Raw genomic sequence first — 20,386 nt, 5'->3', positions numbered from 1 at the left:
ACGCCCGGTTACATTCCGAACCCGGAAGCTAAGCCTCACAGCGCCGATGGTACTGCAGGGGGGACCCTGTGGGAGAGTAGGACGCCGCCGAACAATTTTTGGATAAAAGGGAAACCCCGGACCGGGATACGGTCCGGGGTTTTCTGCGTTTACAGGGCTTTATCGGCGGCTGTTGCAGCCGCCGACAGAGGGGAAATGGGGCGGCTGCTAGAGGCGGCCGGCGGATTTGAGGGCCAGGTAGGCATCGGCCAAGGCCGGGGCCAGTTCTGTCGGGGTCGCGTCTACGACGGTGACGCCGTGGCGGGTCAATTGGTCGGCGGTGCGGAGGCGTTCCGCCTTGGTCTGGGCTGCCGAAGCCGCGTCGTAGACGGCTTCCGTGGTGCCTCGGGCTGCCGCCATGGTGTCGATCGCCGGGTCTGCCACCGAAGCCACGACCACCGTGTGGCGCTTGGTCAGGCGGGAGAGGACCGGGAGAAGGCCCTCTTCGACGGGGGCCGCGTCCAACGACGTGAGAAGCACGATGAGGGAGCGGCGGGGAGCGGTGTGCAGGGCCGTCGCGGTGAGGCCGCGGGCGTCTGTTTCGACCAGCTCCGGTTCCAGCAGGGCCATCGCGTTGACTAGGGCCGGGAGGACGTCGCCGGCGGTGCGGCCCTGGACGAGGGCGCGGATGCGGCGGTCGTAGGCGAGAAGGTCCACGCGGTCGCCGGCGCGGGAGGCCAGGGCGCCCAGGAGGAGCGCCGCGTCCATGGAGGCGTCGAGGCGTGGGGCGTCGCCGACCCGGCCGGCCGAGGTACGGCCCGTGTCGAGGACGAGAAGGATGTGGCGGTCGCGTTCCGGGCGCCAGGTGCGGACGGCGACGGCGGACTGGCGGGCCGTGGCGCGCCAGTCGATGGAGCGGGTGTCGTCGCCCGGGACGTACTCGCGCAGACTGTCGAACTCGGTGCCTTCGCCCCTGGTCAGGACGCTGGTGCGGCCGTCGAGTTCGCGCAGGCGGGCCAGCTTCGAGGGCAGGTGCTTGCGGCTGTGGAACGGCGGGAGGACGCGCACGGTCCAGGGGATTTCGTGGGTGCCCTGGCGGGTGAAGAGGCCGAGGGGCCCGTAGGAGCGGACGGTGACGCGGTCGGCCTTGCGGTCGCCCCGGCGGGTGGGGAGCAGGCGGGTCGTCACGCGGCGGCGTTCGCCCGCGGGGATCGTGACGCGGTGGCGGGACGAGGCGTACTCGGTGCCGGGGCGCCAGGTGCTCGGCGGCCAGGCGTCGCGGAGCTGGGCGCGCAGGGGGCGGCGCGAGGGGTTGGTGACGGTGAGCGTCACGTCGGCCGGGTCGCCTAGGCGTACGGAGGTGTCGCCGGAGCGGGTGAGGCGCAGGCGTCGTACGGGGGCGGCCAGGGCGAAGTCGCAGGCGCAGGCCAGGGCCAGCGGGGTGTTCACGGCGAGGATGCCTGTCCAGCTGGGCTCCCAGATCCCTACGGGGAGGGAGCCCAGCGCGGCGAGCAGGGCCGTGCGTCCGGTGAGGGCCATGTCGGTTCTCTCGGCTCCGGCCTCGTCAGCGGGGGACGGGGACGTGGGTGAGGATCGCGTTGATCACGGAGTCCGGGGTGACGCCCTCCATCTCGGCCTCCGGGCGGAGCTGGATGCGGTGGCGGAGGGTGGGCAGGGCCAGGGCTTTGACGTCGTCGGGGGTGACGTAGTCGCGGCCGGTCAGCCAGGCCCAGGCGCGGGCCGTGGCGAGCAGGGCGGTGGCACCGCGCGGGGAGACGCCGAGGGTGAGGGAGGGCGATTCGCGGGTCGCGCGGCAGATGTCGACGACGTAGCCCGTGATCTCGGGGGAGATCGTGGTCTTCGCGACGGCCGCGCGGGCCGTCTCCAGGTCGGCGGCGGTGGCCACGGGGCGGATGCCGGCGGAGCGCAGGTCGCGAGGGTTGAAGCCGGACGCGTGGCGGGTGAGGACGTCGATCTCGTCCTGGCGGGTGGGCAGTGGGACGTTGAGCTTGAGGAGGAAGCGGTCCAACTGGGCTTCGGGGAGGGGGTAGGTGCCCTCGTACTCCACCGGGTTCTGGGTCGCGACGACCATGAACGGGTCGGGGAGCGGGCGCGGGGTGCCGTCGACCGTGATCTGGCGCTCCTCCATGGCTTCCAGGAGGGAGGACTGGGTCTTGGGCGGGGTGCGGTTGATCTCGTCCGCGAGGAGGAGGTTGGTGAAGGCGGGGCCCGGCTGGAAGGAGAACTCCGAGGTACGGGAGTCGTAGACCAGGGAGCCGGTCACGTCGCTCGGCATCAGGTCGGGGGTGAACTGGACGCGCTTGGTGTCGAGTTCGAGGGACGCGGCGAGGGCGCGTACGAGGAGGGTCTTGGCCACTCCGGGGACGCCTTCGAGGAGGACGTGGCCGCGGCACAGCAGGGCCACGACCAGGCCCGTGACGGTGGGGTCCTGGCCGACCACGGCCTTGGCGATCTCGGCGCGCAGAGCTTCCAGGGAAGCCCGTGAGCTGCGGGGATCGGTCGTGGGCCCGGCGTTGTCAGTGGTCGGGTCCATCATGAATGGCGTACCTCTCTTTCGAGGGCGTCGAGGTGGTCGGCGAGTGCGATGAGTGCTGCGTCGGTCGCGGGGGGCGGGCCGAAGAGGAGGGTGTGCAGGTCCCGGTCCGGGGTGGGGAGTTGGCGGGCCAGGGCCGGGAGGAAGGTCTCGGGCGTGTGGGCCTGGGACGGGGGGACGCCGATGAGGGGGGCGAGTCGGGTGCGGGTGGAGAGACGCAGTGCGGCGGCGGCGCGGTCGCGGGCGTTCGCCTTGCGGTAGAGGCGGGCGCGGCCTTCGGTGGTCTCGGAGGCGCGGATCGTGACGGGGAGGCGCTCGGGGACCAGGGGGCCCAGGCGGCGGGCGCGCCAGAGGGCGGCGAGGGCTGCCGCGATGAAGAGCTGGAGTGTGCCCCAGAGCCAGCCCTTGGGGATCAGGTCGAAGAAGCCGCGCTGGTTCTGTGCGTCGGTGGCGGCCGAGGTGTCGGAGAGGGAGGGGAGGTACCAGACCAGGTGGGGGCGGGTACCGAGGAGTTGGAGGGCGAGCGAAGCGTTGCCCTGCTCGTCGAGGGTGTCGTTGAGGAGGATGTCGGGGGCGCCGAGGATCACGGTGTCGCCGGTGCCGTCGGTGGTGCGGGTGCCCGAGGGGGGCGTGGGCAGGCGCAGGAGGGTGGGGGAGCCGTTGCTCGGGTAGCAGCGGTCGGCGTCGGGGAGTGTCGTGTCGTAGCGGAGTCCGCCCGTGTCCGCGGGGCCGGCGCGGTGGGCCTCGGGGAGGGTGCACTCGGGGTCGAGCGTGGTGTCCGGTGCGGATTCGGGATCCGCGGTGACCCCGGGGGTCAGCCGTTCCACGGCGGAGGTTCCGGGGGCGACGAGGACGGTGCGGCCCGCGGCGCCCGGGCCGTGCGTGGCGGCGGCGAGGCGGCGCTGCTGGTGGGCCGTCAGCAGGTCGGGGACGGCGACCAGGAGGGTCGTGTCGGGGCCGGCCGCTGCACGGGCCTCGGCGGTGGTCGTGACGACGCGGGTGTCGACGCCGCGGTCGGCGAGGAGCTCGGCGACGGCGCGGCTGCCGTAGCGGTCGGCGGAGCGGGGGTCGAGTGTGCCGTGCCGTTCTCCGGAGCGGACGGCGGCGATGGCGATGCCGGCGATCAGGAGGAGGACGAGGGCGAGGGCGATGCCGCGCGTGCGGGTCCATACCTGGCGGGCGGTGGGGGTGGTGGAGGTGCCGACGGTGGGGGGCGAGGCCTCTGGCCGGGGTGCGGTGAGGGCCGACGCCTGGGGCGTGGGGCTGGGGGCAGGCGTCGGTGAGGGGGTGGCGTGAGCCGGGTGAGGTGCGGGGTGAGGCGTGCGGGGCGGGGGGTACGGGGGTGCGGCCGGGGGCTGCTCGGTGGGGTGCGGGGTGTGGGAGCTCGGGCTGTTCTCGGGGTGTGCGGAGGTCCCCGTCGTGCCGGTGCGGTCGGCGCCCGGGGAGGCAGGGGGGTGGCCCTCGGGGGTCGGGTCGTTCGGGCGGGGCGGGTTCTGGGGGGTCACCGGAGGGCTCCCGTGGGGAGGGTGGGGGTGGTGTGGGTGACCTTGGTGTCCAGGGTGGTCAGGGTGGCGTACATGTCGGCGGTGGCGGTGCGGCCGCCGTACGCGATGTCGTCGAAGGTGCGGGCCGCCGCGCTCAGGGCCTCGGCGTGCTGGGGGAGTGGGCGGGCGGCCTCGATGGCAGCCTCGTCGGCGGTGCGGCCGGGGCGGGGGTCCAGGAGTGCGCGTTCTTCCAGGGAGCGGACGAGGGCGCGCATGCGTTCCTGGACGGCCTGGTTCCAGTGGGCCTGGGCGGCGTGGGCCTCGGCGGCGGCGCGGTGTTCGGCGGCGCTGCGGGGGCGGTCGTCGAAGAGCGGGGCCTCGGTGCGGGGGACGCGGCGGGGGGTGCCCAGGCGCCACCAGAGGGCGGCGCCGGCGGCGAGGACGGCCAGGACGATGACGACGAGGCCGACCGTGCCGCCGGGAGCGGCGCCGGAGGCGGCGGAGAAGAGGTCGCCGACCCAGTCCCAGAACGCGTCGAGGGCGCGCATGTACCAGCTCGGGCCGTTCTCGTGGTACGCGGGCTTGGACAGCTCGTCGCGGGCCGCCTCGCGGGCTGCTTCCCGCGAGACGGTGACCGGCGGCTCGTCGCCGACGGCGCGCGTCAGCAGGGCTGTCGCCGTGAGCACTCCCCCCGGTGCGCTCACTCCATCAGCTCCCCGGGGTGGTGCCGGTGGTGTCGCCGTAGCCCTGGAGGCCGGCGGCGCGGGCGAGCTCCAGGTCGAGGGCCTCGCGGCGGATGCGCTGGTCGATGTAGAGCAGCACGGTCACGCCGGCGGTGATCGGGAAGGTGATCGTGGAGCCGATCACGGCGCCGATGCCGCTGATGATCAGGAAGGCCCAGCCGGCGTCGCCGCCGGAGTCGAGGAAGGTGCTCATGCCGTCGCCGCCGACCGCGCTCGCGATCACGGTGAAGGGCACGAGGATGATCGACGCGACGACGCCCGCGATGAGCGAGGCGAGGATCTGGATGCCGAAGACGCGCCACCAGGAGCCGCGGACGAGCTTGACGGAGCGGCCCATCGCCTTGCCGACGGTCTGCTTCTCCAGCATCAGCGCCGGGGAGGCGAGGGAGAAGCGGATCATGAGCCAGATCGCGACGACGAGGCCGACGAGGCCGCCGAGGACGCCGAGGGCGGCGCCGGCGTCGGTCGAGCCGAAGACGGCCAGGAGGATGCCGGGGGCCGCGCACACGAAGACGACCGCGGCGGCGATCAGCGGCAGCAGCAGGGTCAGGCCGAGCAGGCGCAGGAGCTGCGGGCGGGCGTCGCGCCAGGCCTCGCCGAGCGTGACGGACTTTCCGAGCACGGCCCGGCTGGTGACCGTGGTGAGCAGGGCGGTGGCGATGATCGTTCCGAGGAGCGTGACGATCTGGACCGCGCCGGTGCCGACGATGAGGCCGCGCATGGCGTCGAGGACCTCGCCCGGTGTGGCGTCGGGGTTCTGGAAGGCGTCGGAGTTCGCGGCGTCCTTGAGGACGATGCCCTGGAGGAGGACGACGAGGATCTCGGTGAGCACGGCGACGGCGAGCGAGATGCCGAGGACGGTGCGCCAGTGCGTGCGCATCGTCGAGACGGCGCCGTCGAGGATCTCGCCGACACCGAGGGGGCGCAGCGGGATGACGCCGGGCTTGGCCGCGGTGGGCTTGCCCTGCCAGCCGCCGTAGCCGCCGTAGCCTCCGCCCCAGCCCTGACCGCCCCAGCCCTGGCCGCCGCCGGGGCCGCCCGGGGGCGGGGTGCCCCAGCCCTGGCCCGGCGCCTGCGGGGGCGGTGGGGCCTGGCCGGAGCCCGCGCCGGTGTCCGTGCCGCCGGAGGGGGCGGACCACTGGGCCGGGGGCGGCTGCTGCGCAGACCACTTGGGGCCGGAGGCGTCCTGCTGGTCGTCGCTCGGACGCTGGTCGTCCTGGCGTCGGTCCTCGGGGCCGTCGGACGGGGCAGATCCGGGCGTTGCCCAGCCCGGAGTGTCGTTCATCGTCGCTCCTTCACCGTGCCCGTCCGCGGTCGCGGCGGCAGTTCGGCTGCCATCGTGCCATGGGGTGGGCGCCGGGTGACCTGGGCCCGTAAGAGCTGGACGCCTTCAGTTGTCGGGGCTTCACGGGGCAGACTGGGCGGATGGCTGATCAGCACGCGCAATCCGGCGAGGACATACGACTCACCGGGGACATACAGCCCGGGACGGCCGGCACCCACGGCGTCCTCGGCTCTGTCGGCTCCCTCGGCATCCCGGCGATCCGCTGGGACGAGTCCGCGGAGGGGCCGGCGCTCGTGCTGCTCGATCAGACCCGGCTGCCGGCCGAGGAGGTCGAGCTGGTCTGCACGGATCCGCAGGGTCTGGTGCAGGCGATCCGGTCGTTGGCCGTGCGTGGGGCACCGCTGCTCGGGATCGCCGGGGCGTACGGGGTGGCGCTGGCCGCCGCGCGGGGCTTCGACGTGGCCGAGGCGGCACAGGCGCTGGCCGGGGCCCGGCCGACGGCGGTCAATCTGGCCTCCGGGGTGCGCCGGGCGCAGGAGGCCCATCAGGCCGCGCTCGGGGCGGGGGGCGAGGAGGAGGCGGCGGCCGGCGCCGCGCTCGCCGCCGCGCGGGCGCTGCACCGGGAGGACGCCGAGGCGAGCGCCCGGATGGCGGAGCACGGGCTGAGACTTCTGGACGAGCTGCTGCCGGGCGGGCAGCACCGGATCCTGACGCACTGCAACACCGGGGCGCTCGTCTCGGGCGGTGAGGGCACGGCGTTCGCGGTGGCGCTCTCGGCGCATCGTGAGGGACGGTTGCGCAGGCTGTGGGTGGACGAGACGCGGCCGCTGCTGCAGGGCGCGCGTCTGACCGCGTACGAGGCCGCGCGCAGCGGGATGGCGTACACGCTGCTCACGGACAACGCGGCGGGCTCGCTGTTCGCCGCCGGTGAGGTGGACGCGGTGCTGATCGGGGCGGACCGGATCGCCGCCGACGGTTCGGTGGCGAACAAGGTGGGGAGCTATCCGCTCGCTGTCCTGGCGCGGTACCACCATGTGCCGTTCATCGTGGTGGCGCCGGTGACGACGGTGGATCCGGGGACCCCCGACGGTGCGTCCATCGAGGTGGAGCAGCGTTCGGGTCATGAGGTGACGGAGCTCACGGCGCCGCGGGCGCTGTCGGCGGGAGTGGAGGCAGGTGGCGGAATGGCGGTGGCACCGCTGGGGACGCAGGCGTACAACCCCGCGTTCGACGTGACGCCGCCGGATCTGGTGACGGCGATCGTCACCGAGTGGGGCGTTGTGGCGCCTGTGACTGCTGAGGGCTTGCGTGAGCTGTGTGACAGGTCACGCCAGTCAACGACGAGCTAATGGGATGATGTGGTCCATGAAGGGACGAGTCCTTGTCGTCGACGACGACACCGCACTGGCCGAGATGCTCGGCATTGTGCTGCGTGGTGAAGGTTTTGAGCCGTCGTTCGTTGCCGATGGCGACAAGGCGCTGGCCGCTTTCCGTGAGACCAAGCCCGATCTGGTGCTCCTGGACCTGATGCTTCCCGGTCGGGACGGTATCGAGGTGTGCCGCCTGATCAGGGCGGAGTCCGGGGTTCCGATCGTGATGCTCACGGCCAAGAGCGACACCGTCGACGTGGTCGTGGGCCTGGAGTCGGGCGCGGACGACTACATCGTGAAGCCGTTCAAGCCGAAGGAGCTGGTGGCCCGTATCCGGGCGCGCCTGCGCCGTTCGGAGGAGCCGGCGCCGGAGCAGCTGGCCATAGGTGACCTGGTCATCGACGTGGCCGGGCACTCGGTGAAGCGGGAGGGGCAGTCGATCGCGCTGACCCCGCTCGAGTTCGACCTGCTGGTCGCGCTCGCCCGTAAGCCGTGGCAGGTGTTCACGCGTGAGGTGCTCCTCGAGCAGGTGTGGGGCTACCGCCACGCGGCGGACACCCGCCTGGTCAACGTGCATGTGCAGCGGCTGCGCTCCAAGGTTGAGAAGGACCCGGAGCGTCCGGAGATCGTGGTGACCGTCCGCGGTGTCGGTTACAAGGCCGGACCGAGCTGACGTGTCCCGGGACAGTGCCGCTTCGGCGCCCCCCACGTCGGGGTCTCGTCCGGAGCGGCCTGTGGGACCGGCGCTCGGGCGGGGCTCCCGCCTGCGCCGGCTGCTCGACGGTGGGCTGCTGCTCCAGGGCGGGATGAACGGCAGCCCGCTGCTGCGGCTGTTCACGCGCTGGGTACGGCGCCCGCTGCTGCCCGCGATACGGCTGTGGCGGCGCAACATCCAGCTGAAGGTCGTCGTCACGACCCTGCTCATGTCGCTCGGTGTCGTGCTGCTGCTCGGCATCGTCGTCATCGGCTCGGTGCGCAACGGTCTGCTGGACGCGAAGGTGAAGGCCTCGCAGAGCCAGGCCGAGGGCGGTTTCCGCGCGGCCAAGGACCGGGCGGACACGGCGGCGGCGGGGGTGCGCGACGGCGCGTCCGGTGACAGCCGCACCCAGCTGAATCCGAACATCTGGCTGAGTGACCTGGTCACGCAGCTGGCCAGTGGCGGCAAGGGCGCGTTCAACGTGGTGACCCTCGGCGCCAGCGACGCCGACGGGGGCAACGGGCGGGCGCCGCGTGGTTCCGGGCTCGTGGAGCCGGACCGCAGTGTGCCCGACGATCTGCGCGACCGGGTCGACCGGATGACCGGCGCGTCCCAGAAGTACACACGGATCTACTACGACGGCGGCCAGGAGTCGCAGCCCGGCCTGGTCATCGGCAAGCGGCTCGTCGACCCCCAGGGGCACGGCTACCAGCTGTACTACCTCTTCCCGCTCACCCAGGAGGAGAAGTCCCTGAGCCTGGTCAGGGGGACGCTCGCGACGGCCGGCCTGTTCGTGGTCGTGCTGCTCGGGGCGATCGCCTGGCTCGTGGTGCGGCAGGTCGTCACCCCGGTGCGGATGGCGGCGGGCGTGGCCGAGCGGCTCTCCGCGGGCCGCCTCCAGGAACGGATGAAGGTCACCGGCGAGGACGACATCGCGCGGCTCGGCGAGGCCTTCAACAAGATGGCGCAGAACCTGCATCTGAAGATCCAGCAGCTGGAGGATCTGTCGCGGATGCAGCGCCGCTTCGTGTCGGACGTGAGCCATGAGCTGCGGACGCCGCTGACGACCGTACGGATGGCCGCCGATGTCATCCACGAGGCGCGGGTCGACTTCGATCCCGTGACCGCGCGGTCGGCGGAGCTGCTGGCCGATCAGCTGGACCGGTTCGAGTCGCTGCTCGCGGATCTGCTGGAGATCAGCCGGTTCGACGCGGGCGCCGCGGCTCTGGAGGCGGAGCCGATCGATCTTCGGGAGGTCGTGCGCCGGGTCGTCGGTGGCGCGGCGCCGCTCGCGGAGCGCAAGGGCAGCCGGGTGCGGATCGTCGGGGACGAGCTGCCGGTGGTCGCCGAGGCGGACGCGCGGCGCGTGGAGCGCGTGCTGCGCAACCTGGTGGTGAACGCGGTGGAGCACGGTGACGGCAAGGACGTCGTCGTGCGGCTCGCCGCGGCGGGCGGCGCGGTCGCCGTGGCCGTGCGCGACTACGGCGTCGGGCTCAAGCCCGGCGAGGCGACGCGGGTGTTCAGCCGCTTCTGGCGGGCCGATCCGGCACGCGCGCGTACCACCGGCGGTACGGGTCTGGGCCTGTCGATCGCCCTGGAGGACGCGCGGCTGCACGGCGGCTGGCTGCAGGCGTGGGGTGAGCCGGGCGGCGGTTCGCAGTTCCGGCTGACGGTGCCGCGCACGGCGGACGAGCCGCTGCGCGGGTCGCCGATACCGCTGGAGCCGGAGGACTCGCGGCGCAACCGTGGGCTCGGCGAGGCCGGGCTGCCGGCCGACGACGGGCACAAGCGGGCCACGGTGCCGGTCCAGCCGCCGTCGGGGAGCGCCGCGCAGCAGCCGCTCGCCCCGCGCGGGGCGCAGACACCGGTGCCCACCGATCCGACGGCACTGCCGGGCAGCGGCGCCCGCGTCGTCCCCCGGGCCAACGGGGGCGGTGGCGGAGCGGTGAGCGTGCCGCGGCAGCCGGCCGAGCGCGTGCGGCGGCCCGGTGACGAGGCGGACCCGGGCACGGACCGGGCGGAACGTGAGCGTCCCGGGGTGTCCGGAGGCGAGCAGGAGGAGTCGCGCACCGGTGCCGGTGAGCGGCGAGGGGAGTGACGGCGGGCGTGGGTGACCAGCGGGTGACGCGGCGGATCAGGGGGCGCCTTGTCGGCCTCGGCCTACGTGGATCAGCCTTCGGCACGCCGGACGGGGACGCCTCCCGCGCCCCCGAGGACGTGGGGGAGCGCGCCGGGCGCCCTGTGACCCTCGGTCCCGTGAAGTTCGGCGGAAGGCTCACCCAGGCCGGCGCCCTCGCCGGGTGCGGGGTGATCGTGCTGTCCGGGTGCGCGTCGATGCCGGACTCCGGCGGGATGCAGTCCGTCGAGGCGTCGCAGCGGCCGGACTCCCAGGTCCGCGTCTTCGCCCTGCCGCCGCGGGACAACGTGGGCCCCGGCAGCATTGTCGAGGGCTTCCTCGACGCGCTGACCAGCGACGACCCTTCGTACGCCATCGCACGCAAGTATCTGACGCCCAAGGCCGCGAAGTCGTGGCAGCCCGGGCAGCAGACCGTCGTGCTCGCCGACGGCCCCAACCCGCGGCCGACGAGCCGGCCCGACGCCGGGGACGAGGGACACCTCTACGAGATGACCGGCCGTCAGGTCGCCCTCGTGGACAAGCGGCAGGCCTACCGGCCGCAGGACCGCACGTACCGGGGGAACCTGCACCTCACGCAGGTCGACACCGCCAAGGGCAAGCAGTGGCGCATCGACTCGCTGCCCGAAGGGGTCGTGCTGGGCGCGTCCGACTTCCAGCGCATCTACCAGTCCGTCAACAAGTACTACTACGCGGACGATCCGCAGGCCTCCGTCGAGGACGCCCCGAAGCGGCTCGTCGCCGATCCCGTTTTTGTGCGGCAGTGGACGGATCCCCTGACCGAGACGGTCCGTGAGGTGATCAAGGGCCCGACGAGCTGGCTGGGGCCGGTCGTGCGGTCGGCGTTCCCGTCGAACACGGCGCTCAAGGGCGGCGTGAAGACGCTGACGCCGGACGACGCCAACAAGCTGACCGTGCCGCTCAACAGGAGTGCGGACGCCGCCAGTCCGAGCCGCTGCAAGGAGATGGCGGCGCAACTTCTCTTCTCGCTGCGCGACTTGTCCTCGTCGAGCGTGGAAGAGGTCGAACTGGAGCGCTCCGACGGGCGGTTGCTGTGCGCGCTGTCCGAGGGCGGGGCGCAGGCGCTCGCGCCGCGCACCTCCGGGCGCCTCGACGACCAGTACTTCCTGGACGCCAAGGGGCGGCTCGTGCGGATGCCGGGCAAGAGCAGCTCGGACCGGGAGCCCGAGCGGGTGCCGGGGCCGCTCGGCGAGGGCGAGCAGGTGCTGCGTTCCGTCGCGGTGTCGCGGGACCAGGACCGGGCCGCCGCGGTGTCGAACACGGGGCACGACCTGTACGTGACGTCGATGGTGTCCGGGGCCTCGCTCGGTGACGCCGTCGCGCACAGCCGGGCGAAGAAGGAGAACGACGGGTTCTCGACGCCGAGTTGGGATGGGCGCGGTGACCTGTGGGTGGCCGACCGGGATCCGAAGAACGCGCGGCTGCTCGTGTACGGGCAGGGCATGGCCGACCAGGAGCAGGTCGTTCCGGTCGACCGGCTCGGGGACGGTGCGCGCATCGAGGCCGTGAAGATGTCCGCGGACGGGGCGCGGATCGCGCTGCTCGTCACGGAGAACGGGGCGACGTCCCTGCGGATCGGGCGGGTCGAGCGGCGGTCCGACGGGGAGGGCGGCACGGACGTGTCGGTGACCGAACTGCGGGCCGCGGCGCCGCAGATGGAGGAGGTCACGGCCGTTTCGTGGGCCGGTAGCAGCCGGCTGGTGGTCGTCGGGCGGGAGGCCGGGGGGCTGCAGCAGATCCGGTACGTGCAGTGCGACGGCTCCGCGCCTACGGGGCAGGCCTTGCCGGGGCTCACTCGGGTGAGTGAGATTGCGGCGTCGGAGGATGACGGGTTGCCGTTGCTCGCGCATTCGGACGACGGGGTGGTGCGGTTGCCCTCCGGGGCGGCTTGGCAGTCCGTGCTCAAGGATGGGACGGCGCCTGTCTATCCCGGGTAGTCCGGGGGCGGGTTGTTTTTCGGCGGGCGTGGTTCGCGGGGTGGCGCCGTGGGGGTCGCGGCTCGTGGCCGGGTGCCGCGCCGTCGTGGCTGGTCGCGCAGTTCCCCGCGCCCCTGGGAGGCACACTTCGTGCGCCCCAGGGGCGTGTTGGCCGCGGCCCGCGGCCCGCGGCCCGGTGCCGGGTGCGCGATTCGGTGGGTCTGCGCTACGGCGCCGCCGCCGTAGCTTCGGCCGCTTCGTCGCCGGGTGCCGGCCGCTGGGGCTTCTCGCGCAGTTCCCCGCGCCCCTGAAGGCGCACTTCGTGCGCCCCCAGGGGCAGGTTGCTCGCGCCCCGCGACGGAGTTGCTGATCGGGTACAGCCCCGCGCCCCTGAAGGCGCACTTCGTGCGCCCCAGGGGCGGTTTGGGTTTTCCACAGGGGTTGTTGGGGGTGGTTCGGGTTGGCATCTTGGGGGGATGTCGGGGGTTTGGGGTGAGGTGTGGGGGCTTGTGCTGCCGGTTTCCTGTTCGGGGTGCGGGGAGGGACGGATGGCGTTGTGCGGGCGGTGCGCGGGCGTGCTCGACGGGCGGGGGGTCGGGCGGGTGCGGCCGAGGCCCGCGCCGGTCGGGCTGCCGGTGGTGCACGCGGCCGCGGCATATGAGGGGTCGGTGCGCGGTGTGCTGCTGGAGCACAAGGAGCGGGGAGCGTTGGGGCTCGTACGGCCCCTGGGTGCGGCGCTCGCCGCGGCGGTGAGAGCCGGCGGGGAGAGGGGAGCCGTGGCGCTGGTGCCCATGCCTTCCGCGCGACGGGCCGTGCGGGCGCGGGGGCACGATCCGACGCTGCGGATCACCCGGGCGGCGGCGGGGGCGCTGCGGAGGTCGGGGGTGCCGGCGCGGGTGCTGGCCGTGCTGCGGCAGCGGCGTACGCCCGCGGATCAGGCGGGCCTCGACGCGCGGGAGCGACTCGCCAATGTGGCGGGTGCGCTGGAGGTCGCCGAGGGTGGTGCGGGGCTGCTCGCCGAAGTTGGCCGGATCGTGCTGGTCGACGACCTCATGACGACCGGCGCCTCGCTGGCCGAGGCCGCGCGCGCGGTCCGGGCGGCGCTTCCCTGCGGAACGCGTTCCACAACGGTTACCGGAGGCACTCCTTCCGTCGGAGAAAAGGCAGCTCGGATCGCCCTTCACGGTGCTGTGATCGCCGCTTCTCCGGATTCCTTCGAGATAAACCGGAACTGATGCTGAATCTGCGTCGTTGCAGGTAGTGAGAGGGTTCGTTCACCTGAATGGAGGTACGCGTCGGTAGAGGGTGACGACATCCGTCCGGGCGAGATATGTTCGGTTGTGAGGAACTCGGCAGGAAAGACCGGCGCCGGACCTCGCATACTCGGAATGCCCGTCCCGTGGGTCTGTACAAAGATTTTCGCAATCACCCGTAGTGGTGGGGTGGAGATCTTGTCCGCGGGGGAGGAGGAGGTGGAAGTCACCGAGTCCGCGACTCCGGAAGTGGCCGGAGTCTGGTGCAAGAGGGAGATGCTCCGCCGAGGAGCGGAGCTATCCGGGAACGGAGTTCTGCGTGGACATCGTCGTCAAGGGCCGCAAGACCGAGGTACCTGAGCGGTTCCGCAAGCACGTGGCCGAAAAGCTGAAGCTGGAGAAGATCCAGAAGCTCGACGGCAAGGTGATCAGCCTCGACGTGGAGGTGTCCAAGGAGCCCAACCCCCGGCAGGCCGACCGGTGCGACCGCGTGGAGATCACGCTGCGCACCCGTGGCCCCGTGATCCGGGCGGAAGCCGCGGCGAACGACCCGTACGCGGCGCTCGACCTGGCCACGGAGAAGCTGGATGCCCGACTGCGTAAGCAGCACAGCAAGCGGTCCACACGGCGCGGTGCCCGGCGGATCTCGGCGGCGGAGGTCGCCGAGCGCGTCCCGGACGCCGCGACGCTCAACGGGGACGGAACCATCGCCAAGGACGAGTCCGAGGTGAACGGGGTACCGACCACCAGGATCGGATCCCTCGAGGTGCAGGGCGAAGGCCCGCTCGTCGTCCGGGAGAAGACCCACGTGGCGGCGCCCATGTCGCTCGACCAGGCGCTCTACGAGATGGAGCTGGTCGGGCACGACTTCTATCTGTTCGTCGACTCCGAGACCAAGGAACCCAGCGTCGTCTACCGGCGCCACGCCTACGACTACGGCGTCATTCACGTCAGCACCGACCCGATGGTCGCCCAGGCGCGTGCCGCCGACGCGGGAGACGCCATCGGCGGCTGAGCCCGGCCGAACGGGCAGCTGTCCGAAAACCCACTCATCGGGTGCCCCTGGAGTGCGTGTGCGCCCCCGGGGGCACCCTCGTGCGACCCCCTCGTGCACCGCACCGTCGCCGCGCGGACGCCGAGGCATGAAATCATGGCCGAGCCGGGTCAACCGGTGTGCCGGCGCCTCGGGTTGGCCCGGTACTGGAAGACAGGCCACGGCCTTCAGGGGGAGGAACGATGGCGGACAGCTTCGGACCGATGCGAGGCGAGGACGCCGGCGCGGCCGGCGACGGCGCCGGCATGGGACCGGATGCCGGCTCCCCGCGCAAGGAGCCCATCCGGGTGCTCGTGGTGGACGACCACGCTCTGTTCCGGCGCGGGCTCGAGATCGTGCTCAAGGCCGAGGAGGACATCCAGGTCGTCGGCGAGGCGGGCGACGGGGCGGAGGCGGTGGACAAGGCGGCCGACCTGCTGCCCGACATCGTCCTCATGGACGTACGGATGCCCAGAAGAGGCGGCATCGAGGCCTGCACCTCCATCAAGGAGGTGGCACCCAGCGCGAAGATCATCATGCTGACGATCAGCGACGAGGAAGCCGATCTCTACGAGGCGATCAAAGCCGGAGCGACCGGATATCTCCTGAAGGAGATCTCGACGGACGAGGTGGCGACCGCCATTCGCGCCGTCGCCGACGGACAGTCGCAGATCAGCCCCTCCATGGCGTCGAAACTGCTCACCGAGTTCAAATCGATGATCCAGCGCACCGACGAGCGCCGGCTCGTCCCGGCGCCCCGGCTGACCGACCGGGAGCTGGAAGTGCTCAAGCTCGTCGCCACGGGGATGAACAACCGGGACATCGCGAAGGAACTCTTCATCTCCGAGAACACCGTGAAGAACCACGTGCGGAACATCCTGGAGAAGCTGCAGTTGCACTCCAGGATGGAGGCCGTCGTGTACGCGATGCGGGAGAAGATTCTCGAGATCAGGTAGGCGTCGCACCCTCTCCCGAGCGCCTGGCGGGCGCTAGGAGAGGGCCGCCACGAGTGCCTTCTTCAGGGCCGGGTCGGACATGCGCTCCACGCGTACCGTGTCGCAGCCCACCCAGCCCGCCGCCTCCCGGAGCGCCTCCGCCACCGCCGGCACCGACTTCGGGCCGTCCAGGGAGACCTGCTTGGCGACCAGCGTCGAGCCCTCGCGCGCCGGGTCGACCCGGCCCACCAGGCGGCCGCCCGCCAGCACCGGCATCGCGAAGTAGCCGTGCACCCGCTTCGGCTTCGGCACGTACGCCTCCAGGCGGTGGGCGAAGCCGAAGACGCGCTCCGTACGGGCCCGCTCCCAGATCAGGGAGTCGAACGGGGACAGCAGCGTCGTACGGTGCCGGCCGCGCGGGGCCGACTCCAGGGCCGCCGGGTCCGCCCAGGCCGGCTTGCCGCCCCAGCCCTCCACCGTGACCGGGACCAGGCCCGTCTCCTCGACCACCGCGTCGAACTGCTCGGACTTGAGTCGGTGGTAGTCCGCGAGGTCGGAGCGGGTGCCGACGCCGAGGGCCTCGCCGGCCTGGCGGATCAGGCGGCGTACGCACTCCCTGTCGTCCAGGTCGTCGTGCAGCAGCTCGTCGGGCACGGCGCGCTCGGCCAGGTCGTAGACGCGCTTCCAGCCGCGCCGCTCCACGCAGACCACCTCGCCGTACATGAGCGCCCGCTCGACGGCGATCTTGGAATCCGACCAGTCCCACCACTCGCCCTTGTTCTTCGCGCCGCCGAGTTCCGTGGCGGTCAGGGGGCCCTCGGCGCGGAGCTGCTTGATCACCTGGTCGTAGGCGCCGGGGGAGAGCTCGTGGTTCCAGTGCGGGCGCGTGCGGTAGGCGCGGCGGCGGAAGGCGAAGTGGGGCCATTCCTCGATGGGGAGGATGCAGGCCGCGTGGGACCAGTACTCGAAGGCGTGCGGGCGGGCGGGGTCCGTCGCCGACCAGTACGCGTCCTCGACCGTCCTGCGGCCCACCGCGCCGAGGCGGGCGTACGGGATCAGTTCGTGCGAGCGGGCCAGGACGGAGATCGTGTCGAGCTGGACCGCGCCCAGGTGGCGCAGGACGCCGCGCACGCCCGCCCGGCGGTTCGGGGCGCCCAGGAAGCCCTGGGCTCGTAGGGCGATGCGGCGGGCTTCGTCGGCGGTCAGGGTGACGGTGACGGTGACGGTGGGGCGCGGCGGGGTCGTCATGGCCCGAACTTTAGGGGGCGGCACTGACAGTCGGGGGTGGGTTCCGGAGGGGCTGGGCGGGGCTCCTGGCGGGCCGGCGGGGGCAGGTCAGGGGGTCGGCGACGGGAGGTAGGGGAGGGCGCCGGGGATCGGGAGGTCGGAGGGGAGGAGGGCGCCGATCCAGCAGTCGCGGAGGACGCCCTTGTTGAGGAGGCCCGCGCGCAGGACACCCTCCACCTGGAAGCCGGCCTTCTCGGCGACCGTGCGGGACGCCACGTTCCCCGCCTCGGCGCGCCATTCCAGCCGTACACAGGCCAGCTCCGTGAAGGCCCAGCGGGCGACGCCCAGGACGGCCTCCGTCATGTAGCCGCGGCCCCGGTGCTCCTTGTGCGTCCAGAAACCGACCTCCCAGGCGCCCGCGCGCGGATGGTGCAGGGAGATCGCGGCGACGACCGGCCCGCTCGGGTCCCGCCGCACCGCGAAGGTGTACTCGGTGTCGGCCCGCCAGCCGTCGGGGACCATCTGCTGGACGAAGTACTCGGCGTCCACGCGCGCGTACGGGGACGGCACCGTGGTCCAGCGCTGGATGTCGGGGTCCTGGGCCGCGACGTACACCTCGTCGATGTCGGCGGGCACGAACGTGCGCAGCTGCAGGCGGTCGGTGGTCAGCGTCACGGGGTCCATCGCCCGATTCTGCTCGGGACGGACGGCGGATGTCACCAGTTTTCCTGCCGCGTACCGGCACCTTCCGAGCCGCCCGTCCGTTGGACCTGATGGCAGACCTCCCGGCGCGGTGGGGTCCTCGCATACGATGGCCGTTGCTCAGGCTGTCGCCTGGGTAACCGACCGTGCCAGGCCCGACCGGCAAGGAGACCAACCCCCGTGTCCGTCCTCTCGAAGATCATGCGTGCAGGCGAAGGCAAGATCCTGCGCAAGCTGCACCGCATCGCGGACCAGGTGAACTCCATCGAAGAGGACTTCGTGGGCCTCACCGACGCCGAGCTGAGGGGCCTCACCGACGAGTACAAGCAGCGGTACGCCGACGGTGAGAGCCTCGACGACCTGCTGCCCGAGGCGTTCGCCACCGTCCGTGAGGCCGCCAAGCGCGTGCTCGGCCAGCGTCACTACGACGTCCAGATGATGGGTGGCGCCGCACTCCACCTCGGTTATGTCGCGGAGATGAAGACCGGTGAGGGCAAGACCCTGGTCGGCACGCTGCCCGCGTACCTGAACGCGCTGTCCGGCGAGGGCGTCCACCTGATCACGGTGAACGACTACCTGGCCGAGCGCGACTCCGAGATGATGGGCCGCGTCCACAAGTTCCTGGGCCTGAGCGTCGGCTGCATCCTGGCGAACATGACGCCGGCCCAGCGCCGCGAGCAGTACGCGTGCGACATCACGTACGGCACGAACAACGAGTTCGGCTTCGACTACCTGCGCGACAACATGGCGTGGTCCCAGGACGAGCTCGTCCAGCGCGGCCACAACTTCGCGATCGTCGACGAGGTCGACTCGATCCTCGTCGACGAGGCCCGTACGCCGCTGATCATCTCCGGCCCGGCCGACCAGGCCACCAAGTGGTACGGCGACTTCGCGAAGCTCGTCACGCGCCTGAAGAAGGGCGAGGCGGGCAACCCGCTGAAGGGCATCGAGGAGACCGGCGACTACGAGGTCGACGAGAAGAAGCGCACCGTCGCCATCCACGAGTCCGGCGTCGCCAAGGTCGAGGACTGGCTGGGCATCGACAACCTGTACGAGTCGGTGAACACGCCGCTGGTGGGCTACCTGAACAACGCCATCAAGGCGAAGGAGCTCTTCAAGAAGGACAAGGACTACGTCGTCATGGACGGCGAAGTCATGATCGTCGACGAGCACACCGGCCGTATCCTCGCCGGCCGCCGCTACAACGAGGGCATGCACCAGGCGATCGAGGCGAAGGAAGGGGTGGACATCAAGGACGAGAACCAGACGCTCGCCACGATCACCCTCCAGAACTTCTTCCGCCTCTACCAGCGGCACGACCACGACGGCAAGGAAGTCCCGGGCCTGTCCGGCATGACCGGTACGGCGATGACCGAGGCCGCCGAGTTCCACCAGATCTACAAGCTCGGCGTCGTCCCGATCCCGACGAACAAGCCGATGCAGCGCAAGGACCAGGCCGACCTGATCTACCGCACCGAGGTCGCCAAGTTCGACGCGGTCGTCGACGACATCGCGGAGAAGCACGAGAAGGGCCAGCCGATCCTCGTCGGTACGACGTCGGTCGAGAAGTCCGAGTACCTCTCGCAGCAGCTCAGCAAGCGCGGCATCCAGCACGAGGTGCTCAACGCGAAGCAGCACGACCGCGAGGCCGTGATCGTCGCGCAGGCGGGCCGCAAGGGCGCCGTCACCGTCGCGACGAACATGGCGGGCCGCGGCACCGACATCAAGCTCGGCGGCAACCCGGACGACCTCGCCGAGGCCGAGCTGCGCCAGGCGGGGCTGGACCCGGTCGAGCACGTCGAGGAGTGGGCCGCCGCGCTGCCCGCCGCCCTGGAGCGCGCCGAGCAGGCCGTCAAGGCGGAGTTCGAGGAGGTCAAGAGCCTCGGCGGGCTCTACGTCCTCGGTACCGAGCGCCACGAGTCGCGCCGTATCGACAACCAGCTGCGCGGTCGAAGCGGCCGTCAGGGCGACCCGGGCGAGTCCCGCTTCTACCTGTCGCTCGGTGACGACCTGATGCGCCTGTTCAAGGCCCAGATGGTCGAGCGCGTGATGTCGATGGCCAACGTGCCGGACGACGTCCCGATCGAGAACAAGATGGTCACCCGCGCCATCGCCTCCGCCCAGTCGCAGGTCGAGACCCAGAACTTCGAGACGCGTAAGAACGTCCTGAAGTACGACGAGGTCCTCAACCGCCAGCGCGAGGTCATCTACGGCGAGCGCCGCCGCGTCCTGGAGGGCGAGGACCTGCACGAGCAGGTGCAGCACTTCATGGACGACACGATCGACGCCTACATCGCCGCCGAGACGGCGGAGGGCTTCGCCGAGGAGTGGGACCTCGACCGGCTGTGGGGCGCCTTCAAGCAGCTCTACCCGATCAAGGTGTCGGTCGAGGAGCTGGAGGACGAGGCGGGGGACCGTGCCGGACTCACCGCCGAGTTCATCGGCGAGGCCGTCAAGGACGACATCCACGCCCAGTACGAGGCCCGCGAGGAGCAGCTCGGCTCCGAGATCATGCGCGAGCTGGAGCGCCGGGTCGTCCTGAGCGTGCTCGACCGCAAGTGGCGTGAGCACCTCTACGAGATGGACTACCTCCAGGAGGGCATCGGCCTGCGGGCGATGGCGCAGAAGGACCCGCTGGTCGAGTACCAGCGCGAGGGCTTCGACATGTTCACCGCCATGATGGAGGGCATCAAGGAGGAGTCCGTCGGCTACCTGTTCAACCTGGAGGTCCAGGTCGAGCAGCAGGTCGAGGAGGTGCCGGTCGAGGACGCGGCGCCCACCTCCCTGGAGAAGTCCCCGGAGGACACGGTTCCGGCGCAGGCCGGGGCGTCCCGTCCGGAGATCCGTGCCAAGGGGCTCGACGCGCCGCAGCGCCCGGACCGCCTGCACTTCCAGGCGCCGAACGCGGAGGGTGGCGTCGACGAGGGCGACTTCGTGACCGAGGGCGGCCCGACCCGCTCCGAGGCCGACGGCCTGACCCGCGCCGAGCGCCGCAAGCAGCAGAAGGGCCGCAGCCGCCGCAAGAAGTGACAGCGGCGCGGCAGTAGTACGCA

Annotated in this window: 15 protein-coding genes and 1 rRNA gene; 9 read left to right on the top strand and 7 right to left on the bottom strand. The window is 71.9% G+C overall.

Annotated features, from left to right (window positions below; genetic code table 11):
- Positions 1–93 (top strand): 5S ribosomal RNA (gene rrf, locus ACZ4E1_RS27100); the annotation flags it as partial.
- A 114-nt stretch (positions 94–207) separates the two neighbouring features.
- Here rrf and ACZ4E1_RS27095 read toward each other — a convergent pair.
- The 5 genes from ACZ4E1_RS27095 to ACZ4E1_RS27075 are packed head-to-tail and all read right to left on the bottom strand — an operon-like array spanning position 208 to position 6,045.
- Positions 208–1,518 carry a DUF58 domain-containing protein gene (locus ACZ4E1_RS27095; protein ID WP_467543842.1) on the bottom strand — a complete coding sequence of 437 codons (1,311 nt, stop codon included), beginning with the start codon at positions 1,516–1,518 and terminating at the stop codon, positions 208–210.
- 25 nt (positions 1,519–1,543) lie between these two features.
- Positions 1,544–2,533 carry an AAA family ATPase gene (locus ACZ4E1_RS27090; protein WP_467543838.1) on the bottom strand — a complete coding sequence of 330 codons (990 nt, stop codon included), beginning with the start codon at positions 2,531–2,533 and terminating at the stop codon, positions 1,544–1,546.
- On the bottom strand, positions 2,533–4,038 hold the full coding sequence (locus tag ACZ4E1_RS27085) for a DUF4350 domain-containing protein (protein WP_467543835.1): 1,506 nt from the start codon (positions 4,036–4,038) through the stop codon (positions 2,533–2,535). The genes ACZ4E1_RS27090 and ACZ4E1_RS27085 overlap by 1 nt, the downstream gene beginning before the upstream one ends.
- Entirely contained in the window at positions 4,035–4,721 is a 687-nt protein-coding gene (locus ACZ4E1_RS27080) for a DUF4129 domain-containing protein (protein ID WP_467543831.1), read from the bottom strand. The genes ACZ4E1_RS27085 and ACZ4E1_RS27080 overlap by 4 nt, the downstream gene beginning before the upstream one ends.
- A gap of 4 nt (positions 4,722–4,725) precedes the next feature.
- Complete coding sequence (locus tag ACZ4E1_RS27075; protein ID WP_467543828.1) at positions 4,726–6,045, bottom strand: DUF7847 domain-containing protein; 1,320 nt, start codon at positions 6,043–6,045, stop codon at positions 4,726–4,728.
- A gap of 140 nt (positions 6,046–6,185) precedes the next feature.
- On the opposite strand from ACZ4E1_RS27075, the gene mtnA reads away from it, so the two are divergent.
- The 7 genes from mtnA to ACZ4E1_RS27040 all read left to right on the top strand — a co-directional run bounded on the left by mtnA (position 6,186) and on the right by ACZ4E1_RS27040 (position 15,425).
- Positions 6,186–7,394: an S-methyl-5-thioribose-1-phosphate isomerase gene (gene mtnA, locus ACZ4E1_RS27070; protein WP_467543825.1), complete on the top strand. Its 1,209-nt coding sequence runs from the start codon at positions 6,186–6,188 to the stop codon at positions 7,392–7,394.
- Positions 7,395–7,398: 4 nt separating this feature from the next.
- The gene (gene mtrA, locus ACZ4E1_RS27065; RefSeq protein WP_018529990.1) at positions 7,399–8,088 is read left to right on the top strand and encodes a two-component system response regulator MtrA; all 690 of its coding nucleotides are present in this window, start codon (positions 7,399–7,401) and stop codon (positions 8,086–8,088) included.
- A gap of 1 nt (position 8,089) precedes the next feature.
- Complete coding sequence (mtrB, locus tag ACZ4E1_RS27060) at positions 8,090–10,210, top strand: MtrAB system histidine kinase MtrB (protein ID WP_467543819.1); 2,121 nt, start codon at positions 8,090–8,092, stop codon at positions 10,208–10,210.
- Between the two features lie 236 nt (positions 10,211–10,446).
- Positions 10,447–12,204 carry an LpqB family beta-propeller domain-containing protein gene (locus ACZ4E1_RS27055; RefSeq protein WP_467543882.1) on the top strand — a complete coding sequence of 586 codons (1,758 nt, stop codon included), beginning with the start codon at positions 10,447–10,449 and terminating at the stop codon, positions 12,202–12,204.
- 755 nt (positions 12,205–12,959) lie between these two features.
- The gene (locus tag ACZ4E1_RS27050) at positions 12,960–13,418 is read left to right on the top strand and encodes a ComF family protein (protein WP_467543815.1); all 459 of its coding nucleotides are present in this window, start codon (positions 12,960–12,962) and stop codon (positions 13,416–13,418) included.
- A 337-nt stretch (positions 13,419–13,755) separates the two neighbouring features.
- On the top strand, positions 13,756–14,451 hold the full coding sequence (hpf, locus tag ACZ4E1_RS27045) for a ribosome hibernation-promoting factor, HPF/YfiA family (protein ID WP_188338568.1): 696 nt from the start codon (positions 13,756–13,758) through the stop codon (positions 14,449–14,451).
- Positions 14,452–14,672: 221 nt separating this feature from the next.
- Positions 14,673–15,425, top strand: a complete 753-nt coding sequence (locus ACZ4E1_RS27040; RefSeq protein WP_384627022.1) for a response regulator — start codon at positions 14,673–14,675, stop codon at positions 15,423–15,425.
- 33 nt (positions 15,426–15,458) lie between these two features.
- On the opposite strand, the gene ACZ4E1_RS27035 is transcribed toward ACZ4E1_RS27040, so the two are convergent.
- Positions 15,459–16,652, bottom strand: coding sequence for a winged helix-turn-helix domain-containing protein (locus tag ACZ4E1_RS27035; RefSeq protein WP_467543809.1), 1,194 nt, complete (start codon positions 16,650–16,652; stop codon positions 15,459–15,461).
- 87 nt (positions 16,653–16,739) lie between these two features.
- On the bottom strand, positions 16,740–17,315 hold the full coding sequence (locus ACZ4E1_RS27030; RefSeq protein WP_467543807.1) for a GNAT family N-acetyltransferase: 576 nt from the start codon (positions 17,313–17,315) through the stop codon (positions 16,740–16,742).
- Between the two features lie 198 nt (positions 17,316–17,513).
- Between ACZ4E1_RS27030 and secA the strand changes: the two genes are divergently transcribed.
- Positions 17,514–20,363: a preprotein translocase subunit SecA gene (gene secA / locus ACZ4E1_RS27025; RefSeq protein WP_467543804.1), complete on the top strand. Its 2,850-nt coding sequence runs from the start codon at positions 17,514–17,516 to the stop codon at positions 20,361–20,363.
- Positions 20,364–20,386 lie beyond the last annotated feature (23 nt).

It is taken from the genome of Streptomyces sp. NPDC025806, assembly GCF_055558275.1.
The sequence above is the reverse complement of the archived record's forward strand: the minus strand, read 5'-3'. Positions and strand labels throughout refer to the sequence as shown.